Below are 12,187 nucleotides of genomic sequence, written 5' to 3'. Positions count from 1 at the left end.
CAATAAAATTAACTAGCTGTAAAGTGCATTTAACTGACCGGCCAGCCAACTGGCCTGGTTCTGCATATCACTTAAAGCCTTTTCCATTGCTGTAAACTGTTCCCACAGTTGCTCTTCCCTTAATTTCAGGCGCTCTTCATAAGCGGCAATTTTCCCGTCATAGTCCTTTATGACCTTATCTAAACTGTCCAGCCTGGCCGGAATAAGGCCCTTCTTTACAATAACACCGCCAATGCTTTTGGTGCTGGAAGAAATAAATTGTTCCAATTCATTTTGCAGTTTCACCGCAATGCCTGTTTCCCCGGCATCTATATCCCGGTCTCCGTCAAGGTCATGGAAAAACAGCCGGGCCACACCCTCGGGGTCCTGATTAACCGCATCCTTCAGTTTGGTCTCATCAATCTGCAGTCTACCCGATTTCCCAAAATCATCGGAAGTGGTAGTGATACCTATATCGGGCAGCCGGTCAAAAGGTTGTAATCCGGCAATAGGCTCGGAAATCATCCGGCGGAGCCTGTCCTTGAGCCCCACCAGGGCGCTGTCACCCCGCAAAAGTCCCTTTTTCAATGCGGCATCAGTGGTCGCATCCTTGACTTTATCTTCACTTAACCTGGTATTGATCAGATCCATGGTACTGTTATACTGATCCACAAAAGCCTTAACCGTGGCATATACCGCATCGGTATCCTGCTCAACGGTAATAGTTGTGGAAGCACCCTCTTTAAGCAGGTTAATAGTCAGTCCTGAAACCACATCTGAAACAGTGTTGGAGCCCCTGACCACGTCTATGCCATTAATTTTAAAAACAGCGTCCATCGGACTTTGCAGGGTATCGGCAACGCTCTTGTCATCCTTCAGCAAGCCAAGGGATTCCAGTACCTCGGTCGGGTCCGTCGACCCGGCAAGGTTATTACTGTCAGTGAGGGTAATACTGTTGGCAGTGCCCGTTTCATCATGGGTCAATACCAGTCTGTTATCCACTATAGACGCAGTGACTCTCAGCTCTTTCTCTGTATCAGTGTTGTCCTTGGCGGCATTTATTTTATTCATTATTGAAGTCAGGGTATCGTCTGCCGTTACCGAGATAGTGCTGGTATAAAGTCCGTCACTGATGGTAAAATTTCCTGACAAACCCAGCGCAGTTGTGGTACTGCCCTGATTCGAACCGGCAACCCGGTGGGCCTTGGCCAGGGTAGTGACAGTAATGTCGTAGGCCCCGGCCCCGGCTGTGCCGTCGGCCGCCGCTGTAGCCACGGTCTCATCCTGAGAAGTTGTTTTTTGCACCGTAAACTTGGCCGGGTCCAGTAAATCCTTGATTTTGGAATCAAGGGCTGCCAGGCTGGTGTTGATTTCCTGCCACAGCTCCTTGCGCAGTTCATAGGTATGCTGCTGCTGTTTCATCAAATCAACGGGCCTGGCTTCTATCTGCATCAATTGGGTTATCAAACTCTGTGTATCCAAACCGGAAATTATGCCGCTCAATCGTTCCATGACCAATCACCCCTACCGGCGTTCATCAACAAAAACACCTACGATTTCCTGTATTTTCGCCACCACATCCAGTATTTCGGAGGGCGGAATTTCCCTGATCACTTCTCCCGTCTCCAGGTTTATCACCTGCACCTGCCACCGCTTCGCTCCCTCGTGGAATCGAAAGTGCAGGCTTCTATTAAAAACAAGTGCCGTTTTGTTCAACTTTTCGACAGCATCATGCACCGTTCGGGCGTCCAACCGGTTTTTCCCTTGCCCAAACCCGGTATCCCCTGCAACCGGTTCTTTTCTGACAGCTCCGGCACCCCTGGCCGTAACCAGTTGCTGATTGGCATTAATCGTCAAAGAAGAATCAACCTTCATATGTCACACCGCCCTTATACATACAGGCTGGCCAGCCATTGGCCGACCAGCCTGTACGTAAGGCTATTAACCCAATAACTTCAACACGCTCTGCGGCGCCATGTTGGCCTGGGCCAGCATAGCGGTACCGGCCTGGGTAAGAATCTGGTTCTTGGTGAACTTGACCATTTCAGCGGCCATATCAACGTCACGGACCCGGGACTCAGCAGCAGCAAGGTTCTCAGCAGAGGTCTGCAGGTTGGTAATGGTATGCTCCAAGCGGTTTTGGTATGCACCCAACTTGGACCTTTCGGTTGATACATCATTTATAGCGGTGTCTAACTTAGAAATCAATGCTTCAGCGGCTGCCTGTTGCGAAGCAGCGGCACCAGTACCCACGGCAATTACAGCAGCACTTATTCCAGAACCCAACGCATCAGAAGTCATGGTACTAATGGTCAAAGTAATAGTCTGGCTGGCATTGGCGCCAATATGGAATGCTTTACCGGTAAATGTACCGTCAAGCAGTTTCTCGGTGTTGAACTCGGTCTGGGAAGCAATACGGTTAATTTCATTTCTCAGCTCGGTCAATTCATCCTGAATTTTCTTCCTGTCAAAGGTGGTGTTGGTATCGTTGGCGGCCTGGACAGCCAGTTCGCGCATCCTTTGCAGAATGCTGTGGGTTTCGTTCAGCGCGCCCTCAGCGGTCTGGATCAGGGAAATGGCATCCTGAGCGTTACGTACGGCCTGGTTTAAACCGCCGATCTGGCCCCGCATTTTTTCACTGATAGCCAGGCCTGCCGCATCATCACCGGCCCGGTTGATTCTCAAACCGGATGAAAGTTTTTCCAGAGATTTGGCCATAGCGTTGTTGGTATTGGCCAGTCTGTTTTGTGCAAATAATGCACTGATGTTGTTGTTAATCCGCATAAATAAATCATCCTCCCTGAATTTTTTTGAGCATCCATGCTCCTAATCAAACATTTTTCCTGCCACCCTCCGTATCGGCCGCTACTTCAGGAAACAAGAAAAATTTGTTATGTCATCTGAATTTATCGAAAAATGGCGAAAAACCTTTAGCTTTATCTCGGCTGTTTTTTCACCATTTCTGGTCCGTATTCTCCTTTTTTCTTTTTATTGCTTAATCTATCTCCATAATTCCATTTATTTAAAATAAACGCATGCCAATTTTAGCAATTCTAATTGCACTATAAAATCACTATAAAACCACTGAGTACACGGAGAACACAGAGGAATAAAACTAAAAAATCAATATTCTCTCCGTGCTCTCTGCGTCCTCTGTGGTCAAGTTTTTTTACCCAAATTTAAATTTTTCATAATAGTTTTTAAATCCCTGACCTGCTTTTCGCCCATTCCGGTGGCCATACCGGCCGCCTCTCTGTTTTCAGCCCTGACTTCGTCCAGGATTTCTTTCCGTGCTATGGCAACTTTTTTTGGCGCTGCAATGGCAATTTTTACTTTATCGCCTTTAATTTCCACCACCGTGATTTCAATTTCATTATCTATGATTATACTTTCACCGGCTTTCCTGGTTAACGCCAACATGCTTACAGCCCCCCCTGGCCCTGTTTCTCTTGGAACAAATAGTACTTAACAGGGTACCTGTCATCGGCCAGGATAACCTGCTTCCCTTTTCTGTTGGAAATATTTATTACTATGGGGGCCCTCAGGTTGGCCGTTATCTTTTTTACATCCTCCGGCACCACCAGTACCGTAAAAACCCGGGCCTGCTCCGGTTTTGCAAGTTCAAGTTCCCGAACGTCCTCATCGGACAGGTCAAATTCATAGCCGGGATAAAAAATAAAGGGCTCCATTACCACAAAAGCCAGTTCAGGCTCCTCTGCAGACTGCAGCCATTTAAAAGGTGTCTCCTGATCGTGGTCCAGCAGGATATACTTATTTTTATCTTCAAAACCCAGCATACCCCCCACAATAAATATAATATCTTTTTCTTCAATCTCTAGGCTGCCAAAGCGCCTGGTTTCAACAATCACGCAACTCACCCCTATAAATTAAATAACTAAATCCAAATAAGTGCCGGTGGTTTCAATTTTTAATAAAGGCTCCTGTTCCAGATAAATATTTACCTTACCCGGTGCAAATTTGATTTCCGGGAAATTCGGGTTTACCTGCAGCCTTATACTGCCTGACCTCGCATTTAAATTAATACCCCCGGTAAACCAGATTTTCGGGGGCGTATGCGGAATTGCATCCACATTATAGTCACGGTTGTCAAAGGAATTTTGCCAGGCAATATCCGCAATAATACCTCTTCCCTTGCCGGCCGAGCGAGCCAGGCTGTCCCCTTCACCGGCCATCCGTCCAATACCGGCGAGCACTGTAGCCCGTCCTTCGCCGGCATGTTCTGCCTCCAGGGCCACAACTTTTTTGTAGCCTATATCGGCCAAAGCCTGGGTCTGGTCTATATGAACCCGTGGATAATCAATATTAATCTCTATTTCGGGCGGCACCGTAATCAACTGCATGTCCGCCTGCCTGGTTCGTATGTCCATGAAGGGCTGAGTGTAGTTGATCCCTATCTGCCCAAATTGCTGAGTTATCTTAAGGTCCATAGGCTTCTCACCTTAACGTAAAAAGTCTATCAGCGTGGGCTGAATAATTCTGGCCCCCGCCGCCAGAGCAGTACGGTAAGTGTTTTCCTGCATTTTCAACTGAGTTATAACTTCGGCTGTATTGATATCTTCATTCTTGGACAACAGTTCGCTCAAATTAAGGTTCGCCTCATCCAGTCGGGATTTCGTCAGGTCAAGCCGGTTAGTTTTTGCCCCCACCTCCGAACGCAGGGAAAGTATATTATCAATGGCATTATCCAGTTCACCGACCCGGACATTGGACAAACTTGCAGTGTTGCCGGCAGTTAAGTCGGCTTCAATGTTGGCCAAAAGCTGAAAAACATCCTGGGCGTTGATAAACGCCCTATCACCTGTTATATTTACCTGCATCGAAACATTAACGCCTATTTCGTATATAATTGACCCGTTATCTCCGGTGTATGCCCCGGCTGCGGTAAAAGGCGGAGTTGTTGTTTTAAACCCGCCAAAAATATGCCGCCCGTCATGGGTCGTATTGGCCACCTGAATCATCTGGTCTCTGAGCTGGTGTATTTCCTTGGCCAGGGCATCCCTCGACTGCTGCGCCAGAGTATCGTTAGCGCCATTAATGGTCAGTTCCCGCGCCCTGTGCAAAAGGTCCGATACCTGGCCCAGGGCAATATCGGTAGTATCCAGCCAGGCCCGCGCGTCCTCAACATTATTCAGGTATTTCTCTGTTTCTGTAAGCCCTACCCGCAACCGCAGGGAACTGACCACACCTACAGGGTCATCGGAAGGCCGGTTTATTTTTTTTCCGGTGGACAATTGCTCCTGTATCTTATTCATAATCCGGTAATTATTATTTAAATTTGACAGAAAATTGCCCACCAACATACTCTGTGTTACGCGCATATAAGACACCCCTTTAAAATGTTCTTATTCATTATCTCCCAACCAGCCCCAGCCTGTTGACGATGGTGTCCAACATCTCGTCCATGGCCGTTATTGTCCGTGCCGCAGCATTGTAGGCATGCTGAAACTTGATCATATTGGTCATTTCCTCATCCAGGGAAACGCCGGAAACTTCCTGCCTGCGGTTTTCCAGTTGGGAGAGGAGCAGGTTCTGGTTATCTACCATCCTGCTGCTTTCCTGGGCTTCAACACCCAGTTGGGCTATCATGCCTCTGTAGTAATCATCCAACGTGGCCGTGCCAAGTAAAGCCTGATGTTTAAGCTCAGCAATATTTAATGCGTTAGAGCCGTCTCCCGAATTTTCCACCGAAGGCGATGCCAATGGGTCTGCTGCCGTGGAAGCGGCGGCAATATTGTCGAGATCACCCAATATGGCCGCATCAATGGAAATCGTCGCCGCCGTCGTACCCGCTGCATCAAAGAAATTAAAGTGCGGGTCAGCAGCCGTCTTATTCAGCCCGTATCCGGCAACATGTTCAGCATTGACTGAAGTTACCAGAGCATTGGCCAGGTCATCCAGTTGTTGCCTATAAGAGGGTATAGTTATATCCCGTATATCAAGCATACCTTTTATGCTGCCGGACTGTACAGAAACTGCCGTACCGTCAACAGCCCACTGTAAATCCACATACCCATGATTTGCCCCGTTGGGTACTGCGGAAATTTTACTGACTCCTGCAGCAGAAACCAGGGCCCGACCTCCTATGGAAACAGTCACAGCTCCGGAATTATCTTCTTTAACGGTAATCTGGACTATTTTTGAAAGTTCATCCAGCAGCAGGTCCCTTTTGTCCCGCAAATCATTGGCGTTATCTCCCTGTACTTCAACCCTGACAATCTGGTCATTCAGTGCAGCAACCTGGCCGGCAATGTTATTTATTTCGTCAACTTTTATTTTTACTGAGGCATCCAGATCTTCAGCAAGATCTGTCAGTTGCCTGTCCAGGTGATTAAAGGTTTCCGCAACAGCTATACCCCTCTGGCGCACCAGCGATCGGACCGCTTCCAGTTCAGGCTTCTTGGAAAGTTCCTGCCAGGCCTCCCAAAATTGGTCTAAAACTGTCCGCAAGCCGGCATCGGAGGGTTCATTAAAAATGACCTCCAGTTTCTGCAGAGAATTATTTTTTGTCTCCCACTCACCCGTTTTGTTAACCTCCTGCCGGACCTGCAAGTCTATAAAACTATCCCGCATCCGCTTAACTTCCTCAACCATGACCCCGGTACCGATCTGACCGGCGCCGATGGGCCTGTTCACGCTCGGATAGGCAAAAGGCGTTGTCGTGGCCATCACCGCACGCTGCCTGGAAAACCCTTCGGTATTGGCATTGGCAATATTGTGGGCAGTAACATCCAAGGCCCGCTGCTGAGCCTGCAGGGCCTGCCGCCCAATGTTTAGTCCAAAAAAAGTACTTCGCATTTATATACCACCTCTAAATTTTTTGGTCAAATATCCGGGCCGGCGCCCCGTTTTTTCTCTCTTTATCATTATCATTATAAGACGGACTGGTATCCGTATTGCTTAAAATATTCAAATAAAAATTTACGTACTCCAGGGAATGTTCAATCAGCTCAGTATTAGTCTTATTCTCCTTTTCCAACTCGGCAAATATGTTTACCATTTTGTCAAAGACACAGCGTAAACGCGCAGCGGCATCTGCATCCAGACGTTTCTCCAATTCAGTAGCCGTTAAATTTGCCGGTGAAAGTGCAAAATGGTTGGCCAAAGCTTGATGAATCCTGTTTCTTTGCCCTTCAAGCCTACCAACCTGAAAAATGATTGCTTCTTCCTGTTTGGTAATACCATCAAGTTCTTCTATTTTTCCCTTAACCAAAACCGGTCGTTTGGCCCTGGCCAGGCTGAGCAACTGCGTGTACAGATCCAACTGCTCCTGCAATATGGCAATTAACTCCTCGGCAAGTTTCAGCATATTAATCCCCCATCCCCGATAATTAAACCAGCTTATCCACCAGGCTTCGGCCAATCATCTTCTCAGCTATTTCATCGTCGGAAATTTCATAGGTCCCGGTCATAACCTGATTCTGAATCCCTTTCAACCGTTCTTCTCTGATATCAGGCATTTCTTTAATAAGATTTTTAGCCATTTGAAAAGCCCTGGCCGTATCTGAAACCAAAGAATTGTCGTTTACCATAGCTTTCTTTTCTCTTTCGTCTTTTGCCTTCGTGGCGGAATACCGGGCATCCTGCCTGGCATAAGTCTGGAGCAGGCTCTTTATCTGCGCGTCGGAAATTATCATGCTGTCCACCTCTTTGTAACTTTCCTTTGAAGAAAATAAATAAACCTAATATAACTTCGTAAAAAAACCGGCCAGGATTAAAGCCGGTTTTTCGTTACAAAAGAGGCAAATACTCGTTATTGCTCATTCTTCCGTCCTTTTGCCCCAGTTTATGTCTACCAATATATTTTTTCTGAATTTTTTATCATCTCAATCCCGGCCCCTTAACTTGTCCACGATGAACATGCGCCTTTTTATCTTTTCCTGCTCATCTTCCATGTTTTGTGCCGGTTCTTCCCGTTTTTTATGCTTTGCTTTGTCCATCATTTCCGAAGTCAATTCCTGAGCGCATCTGGAGCAAAGGGTACCTATACGGATGGGAGCGCCGCATCTCTGGCAGGTTAATTTGAATTCCAGGTGAGCATCCTGAATACGCCCCTCGCGCAGCCACCGAAGTATAACATTTTCTTCCACATCAAACTTTTCGGCAATCTGTTCCACCGTAGCGCCCGGATATTTTTTCAGGTAGTTCCTGACCTGTTCAAACTTTTCTTCTTCTTCCCGCACACAATCGGGGCAAAGATTTCTGTTTACCATTACAAAGACTTTGCCGCATTTAGGACAGTTCCGGAGTTCTCCCATAAGTACCCCTCCTCTTACTCGCATATTGTTTTCGACATTTTTTCTTCATCTCCTCCATTTTATTGCATCAAACTAATACAAAATTACTGTTTTTTCTCTGGCCGCCAATACAACCGGTAGCCAGGGTAAGAACGCAAACCCTATGCGCCCCCGCCATTATCAAAGTGCGCGTACATTCCTCCACAGTGCTTCCTGTAGTCAAAACATCATCTATTAACAAAACATTTTTTCCTTTCAAATTTGCATCGGCAACTACCGCAAAGGAATCCACCAGATTCCTCCTTCGTTCTTCTGCAGACAGCTTCGTTTGCGTGGGCGTATGTTTTACCCTGGTCAGGCTTGTTCCGTCAAAAGGCAACATTAATTCCTTCGCGACTCTGCGCGCCAGCAATTCCGCCTGGTTAAAAGTCCTTGCCAAAAGCCTTTCTTTATGCAGCGGCACGGGGATAACAACATCGGTATCAAGGAACCTTTCGTCTTTTACCATCTGTTCAATTAATAACCTGGCCAAAAGGTCGGCCAGTGATTGCTTACCGGTGTATTTCAGCAAATGAATGGCTTCCCGCAGCCGGCCGTCGTAAATACCGGCCGCTTTAGCAAAGCTGTAGGCCGGGGCTTTGTTGCGGCATGCGTGACAAACCCGCTCTTCATCCGGAGATTTGCTGAAAAATCGTCCGCAAACCCTACACGACAACATCTGGTTCTCCGTTAATTCTTCCAGACACCGGCTACAGCAATCCCTTTCATATTCAGCGCCACAAAGCGGGCACCTAGGCAAAGGCGGGAGCAACAGGTCTCTCAGACAGGCCAAAAACGATATCACCTTAGCAGCCCCCTCTGTCCGGCCAGACTATTGGTCCCGATAATTTTTTTAATCGCTGCCTCCATAGGTTCTGAGACGGTCGCAGCGGCATAAAGAACATCCCCGGCAGGGTAATCTACCGTTCGCCCGGCCCGTCCGGCCATTTGAATCAAAGCGCCCTCTGTAAAAATGCGCTCGTTATCAGCCCAGAGCACGAGCACATGCGCGTTGGGCACGGTAATTCCCCGCTCCATAATTGTTGTAGTTACCAGGAAAGGAACTGGGCCTTTTTGAAAGGCGAGTTTTTTCCGGTCCCTTTCAGGGTCTGCAGCATGGACTGCGCAGGCACATTTGTCATCGGCAAAATACTGCCTTAAAATGTCATAAACCACCAGCGTATCTGAGACATGGGGAACGAAAATAAATACTTTGGCCTGTCTCCTGATTCCCCGTTCAAAGAGCCAGTCCACAAGGACAGGGTCCATCTGCCCATTTTTTATAATGTAGGACTTTAAAATCTCGGGGACAGGCAGACGATAGCCATGGTACCGGGCTGGAAGCAAAATTTTTGTGGCGTGCCGATCCCTGACCTGCCGGTAGAGAAAGGGGTCAGGGGTAGCGGTAATGTATATTATTTTGCTGCCTTCTTTCAAGGCCCTCTGCAAAACGCCCCGTAAAACAGAATTTTCTCTATAAGGGTAGGCATCGGCTTCATCCAGAAATACTATGTCGAATTTACCGGCAAATCTCATAAGCTGATGGGTGGTAGCCAGGGTTATGGCCGCTTCCCCATATTTGGTCGGGCTGCCCCCGTACAGGGCAGTAATGGTCACTCCGGGAAAAGCCTCCACAAACCTCGGGTAGAGCTCGGTAATAACATCCCGCCGGGGAGCGGCATAAAGAACCCGGGCCTCCTCTTTCAGCGCCTGGGCTATACCCCGGAAAGCCACTTCCGTTTTTCCGGCGCCGCAAACAGCCTCTACCAAACATATTTGGCGGAATTTATCCTTTATAAAGTCTTCCAGCCTGGCAGCCGCCATCTCCTGGGCTGCGGACAACCCCCTGCACCGTAACACCGGCTCGGCTGCATAAGTCTCAGGTATTGTCTGCTCTACCCCGCCTCTGTATAAAGGCTCACAGAAACGGGCAGCGCCCAGCATAATGCAGTCCTCACAATAATAACACGCCTGATTGCAGCGGGCACATGCCGCAGGGACTACCCCTGTTTTGCTGCCACAGCGAAAGCACTGCAATTCTCCTGGACCGGTATAACCTACCCCCGGCAAAATATCTATTTTCCCCTGCAGATACAAATAATGTAAGCCCAAATCCAGGCCCGTAAAATTATTGATACCGTTTTCAGCCAGGCTTCTTTCAATTTCCGCCTTCTGCAATATTCTGCCGGTTATTGTTTTTAGTAATATTTCCAGTGCCTGACTGTCCCACACCGGCAACCGCCCGCTCCAAACCGGCACCGGTTCCGTCCCAGCATTCAGCCGGTGTTCCTGTAAGCGCATACGGGTTAATATTTTGTCCGTCAGCCTTTTGGCCCGGTTATAATCCAGCCCTTTATCAACGGCCACAATTTTTTGCCAAAGACCTTTTGCCCAGCCCGTTATTTTATTGGCACCATTTTTGGTTAACCTGGTCTGAATGGCATGAACTATTCCCAAAGGCAGAGGCTTAGCCAGGGGAAATACATGGTAGCCGTCAGTTGCCAGATAACAGGCGTCGAAACTTATGTCCGGTGAATATTTGATTTGATAAGCGTCTGCATTACAAGCATAATATAACGTGTACTGCATCGCCTGCCTCCTTGAAAAATCTTACGGGCGTATAGCGCAGGCATTGCCCGGTAAAAAAAGAGAGCTTGTTTAGCTCTCCAACGCTGGCTTCTTCTTAAATGTGCATACCTGGTTTCGCCCTGCCTGCTTGGCATCGTAAAGCGCTAAATCAGCATGGCTGATAAGTTCACTCTTTGTCTGGGCATCCCTGGGGTAGCTGGCTACCCCGATACTTACTGTGACTGATACCGGTTCGCCCGCGCCTGTTTTAATATAGGTGTTTTCCACTATTTTCCTGATCCGTTCCGCTAACTGGGCCACTTCATTGCTATCCATGCCGGGAAAAATGACAGCAAACTCTTCGCCACCGTATCTTACCGCCGTATCAACACCGCGCACATTTTCCTTTATTACCCGGGCAATTTCCGCCAGCATACGGTTGCCCATTAAATGGCCGTGCCTGTCATTGAAAAGCTTAAAATTGTCAATGTCCAGCATAAAAAGGGAAATCACCGAAAACTTGTTCTTCTTCAGCTCTTTATCCAGCGCTATCTGAAAATAGCGGTAGTTATACAACCCCGTCAGTTCATCAGTGATGGCCAACTGTTCCATTTCCTTGTTCATTTTTTCTATTATTTCCGTATAACTCTGCAGTTGCTCATGGGATGCAGATAACTGGTGATAGGCTGTTTCCAGTTCAGAGGTGATTTTCATGGTACTGGCCTGCTGTTCCCTGCCAATCTTAATCAGGTAACCCAATATGGAAGACAGGAGAAAGAAAAAGATAATGTTCACCAGTATGGATGTTTCCCCGATAATAGCCAGGTTTAAGCCCAATTCGTTGTATTGAAACCATAGACTTAACAAGCCGGCAAAAAAAGCGGTGAGAAAACTGTCGATAAAACCGCAATACATCGTAGCGGCAATAATGGGCAGCAGATAAAAATTGGGGTAAAAAATACTGGAAGTCCCTCCGGTATAATCAATCCACAGAGTGGCAAAAATCATGTTTACACCCAAAGCCAGGGTCTTTTGAATCCAGTCAGGTTCGTTTTTAAAAAGAACAAATGGAACAACCAGCCCGTTAAATAGGCAGGCGCCGACAAACAGTATATATATGTGCGGAAACTTAACTTTGGCCGGGTCCACAAAGGCCAGTATGGCAAAAGGGATACTGGCCAGTCCGGTGATTATCCACAAGTTACGATTGGTATTGCTGTCACCTATCATATTATTACCTCTTTCAGGTATACGGGTTTAAAATTTAGGTATAATTTTTGGAAATTATATTTAGATATTCTATGCGCAGCAAAATTCTCCTGCAAGAAAAATGGTTACTTTGTCAT

14 protein-coding genes are annotated in these 12,187 nt (G+C 47.4%); all 14 read right to left on the bottom strand.

Annotated elements, in window-relative coordinates:
• Positions 1 to 12: 12 nt before the first annotated feature.
• On the bottom strand, positions 13 to 1,491 hold the full coding sequence (fliD, locus tag ACSNJE_RS01610; protein ID WP_495251829.1) for a flagellar filament capping protein FliD: 1,479 nt from the start codon (positions 1,489 to 1,491) through the stop codon (positions 13 to 15).
• A 12-nt stretch (positions 1,492 to 1,503) separates the two neighbouring features.
• Positions 1,504 to 1,854, bottom strand: coding sequence for a flagellar protein FlaG (locus ACSNJE_RS01605; protein ID WP_495251828.1), 351 nt, complete (start codon positions 1,852 to 1,854; stop codon positions 1,504 to 1,506).
• Between the two features lie 66 nt (positions 1,855 to 1,920).
• Positions 1,921 to 2,763 carry a flagellin N-terminal helical domain-containing protein gene (locus tag ACSNJE_RS01600; RefSeq protein WP_495251827.1) on the bottom strand — a complete coding sequence of 281 codons (843 nt, stop codon included), beginning with the start codon at positions 2,761 to 2,763 and terminating at the stop codon, positions 1,921 to 1,923.
• Positions 2,764 to 3,138: 375 nt separating this feature from the next.
• Complete coding sequence (gene csrA, locus ACSNJE_RS01595) at positions 3,139 to 3,399, bottom strand: carbon storage regulator CsrA (protein ID WP_495251826.1); 261 nt, start codon at positions 3,397 to 3,399, stop codon at positions 3,139 to 3,141.
• Between the two features lie 2 nt (positions 3,400 to 3,401).
• Positions 3,402 to 3,848: a flagellar assembly protein FliW gene (gene fliW / locus ACSNJE_RS01590; RefSeq protein ID WP_495251825.1), complete on the bottom strand. Its 447-nt coding sequence runs from the start codon at positions 3,846 to 3,848 to the stop codon at positions 3,402 to 3,404.
• A gap of 18 nt (positions 3,849 to 3,866) precedes the next feature.
• Positions 3,867 to 4,427, bottom strand: a complete 561-nt coding sequence (locus ACSNJE_RS01585; protein WP_495251824.1) for a DUF6470 family protein — start codon at positions 4,425 to 4,427, stop codon at positions 3,867 to 3,869.
• A gap of 12 nt (positions 4,428 to 4,439) precedes the next feature.
• Positions 4,440 to 5,318 carry a flagellar hook-associated protein FlgL gene (gene flgL, locus ACSNJE_RS01580; protein ID WP_495251823.1) on the bottom strand — a complete coding sequence of 293 codons (879 nt, stop codon included), beginning with the start codon at positions 5,316 to 5,318 and terminating at the stop codon, positions 4,440 to 4,442.
• A 31-nt stretch (positions 5,319 to 5,349) separates the two neighbouring features.
• Positions 5,350 to 6,795: a flagellar hook-associated protein FlgK gene (flgK, locus tag ACSNJE_RS01575; RefSeq protein WP_474773459.1), complete on the bottom strand. Its 1,446-nt coding sequence runs from the start codon at positions 6,793 to 6,795 to the stop codon at positions 5,350 to 5,352.
• A 13-nt stretch (positions 6,796 to 6,808) separates the two neighbouring features.
• Positions 6,809 to 7,306: a flagellar protein FlgN gene (locus ACSNJE_RS01570; protein ID WP_474773460.1), complete on the bottom strand. Its 498-nt coding sequence runs from the start codon at positions 7,304 to 7,306 to the stop codon at positions 6,809 to 6,811.
• Between the two features lie 22 nt (positions 7,307 to 7,328).
• Positions 7,329 to 7,634, bottom strand: a complete 306-nt coding sequence (locus ACSNJE_RS01565) for a flagellar biosynthesis anti-sigma factor FlgM (RefSeq protein WP_052217310.1) — start codon at positions 7,632 to 7,634, stop codon at positions 7,329 to 7,331.
• A gap of 189 nt (positions 7,635 to 7,823) precedes the next feature.
• Complete coding sequence (locus tag ACSNJE_RS01560) at positions 7,824 to 8,255, bottom strand: TIGR03826 family flagellar region protein (protein ID WP_495251822.1); 432 nt, start codon at positions 8,253 to 8,255, stop codon at positions 7,824 to 7,826.
• Positions 8,256 to 8,322: 67 nt separating this feature from the next.
• Entirely contained in the window at positions 8,323 to 9,078 is a 756-nt protein-coding gene (locus ACSNJE_RS01555) for a ComF family protein (protein WP_495251821.1), read from the bottom strand.
• A complete protein-coding gene (locus ACSNJE_RS01550; RefSeq protein WP_495251820.1) occupies positions 9,075 to 10,862 on the bottom strand; it encodes a DEAD/DEAH box helicase in 1,788 nt (595 codons plus the stop codon). The genes ACSNJE_RS01555 and ACSNJE_RS01550 overlap by 4 nt, the downstream gene beginning before the upstream one ends.
• Before the next feature lie 69 nt (positions 10,863 to 10,931).
• Positions 10,932 to 12,071 (bottom strand): GGDEF domain-containing protein, encoded by a 1,140-nt coding sequence (locus tag ACSNJE_RS01545; protein ID WP_495251819.1) that lies wholly within the window; start codon positions 12,069 to 12,071, stop codon positions 10,932 to 10,934.
• Between the last annotated feature and the right edge of the window lie 116 nt (positions 12,072 to 12,187).

This window comes from Thermincola sp. GK-1 (assembly GCF_059412445.1).
The sequence above is the reverse complement of the archived record's forward strand: the minus strand, read 5'-3'. Positions and strand labels throughout refer to the sequence as shown.

Coding starts and splice junctions, on each gene's coding strand:
- fliD (WP_495251829.1), bottom strand. CDS start 1,491: ATGGAACGATTGAGCGGCATAATTTCCGGTTTGGATACACAGAGTTTG.
- ACSNJE_RS01605 (WP_495251828.1), bottom strand. CDS start 1,854: ATGAAGGTTGATTCTTCTTTGACGATTAATGCCAATCAGCAACTGGTT.
- ACSNJE_RS01600 (WP_495251827.1), bottom strand. CDS start 2,763: ATGCGGATTAACAACAACATCAGTGCATTATTTGCACAAAACAGACTG.
- csrA (WP_495251826.1), bottom strand. CDS start 3,399: ATGTTGGCGTTAACCAGGAAAGCCGGTGAAAGTATAATCATAGATAAT.
- ACSNJE_RS01585 (WP_495251824.1), bottom strand. CDS start 4,427: ATGGACCTTAAGATAACTCAGCAATTTGGGCAGATAGGGATCAACTAC.
- flgL (WP_495251823.1), bottom strand. CDS start 5,318: ATGCGCGTAACACAGAGTATGTTGGTGGGCAATTTTCTGTCAAATTTA.
- flgK (WP_474773459.1), bottom strand. CDS start 6,795: ATGCGAAGTACTTTTTTTGGACTAAACATTGGGCGGCAGGCCCTGCAG.
- ACSNJE_RS01570 (WP_474773460.1), bottom strand. CDS start 7,306: ATGCTGAAACTTGCCGAGGAGTTAATTGCCATATTGCAGGAGCAGTTG.
- ACSNJE_RS01565 (WP_052217310.1), bottom strand. CDS start 7,634: ATGATAATTTCCGACGCGCAGATAAAGAGCCTGCTCCAGACTTATGCC.
- ACSNJE_RS01560 (WP_495251822.1), bottom strand. CDS start 8,255: ATGGGAGAACTCCGGAACTGTCCTAAATGCGGCAAAGTCTTTGTAATG.
- ACSNJE_RS01550 (WP_495251820.1), bottom strand. CDS start 10,862: ATGCAGTACACGTTATATTATGCTTGTAATGCAGACGCTTATCAAATC.
- ACSNJE_RS01545 (WP_495251819.1), bottom strand. CDS start 12,071: ATGATAGGTGACAGCAATACCAATCGTAACTTGTGGATAATCACCGGA.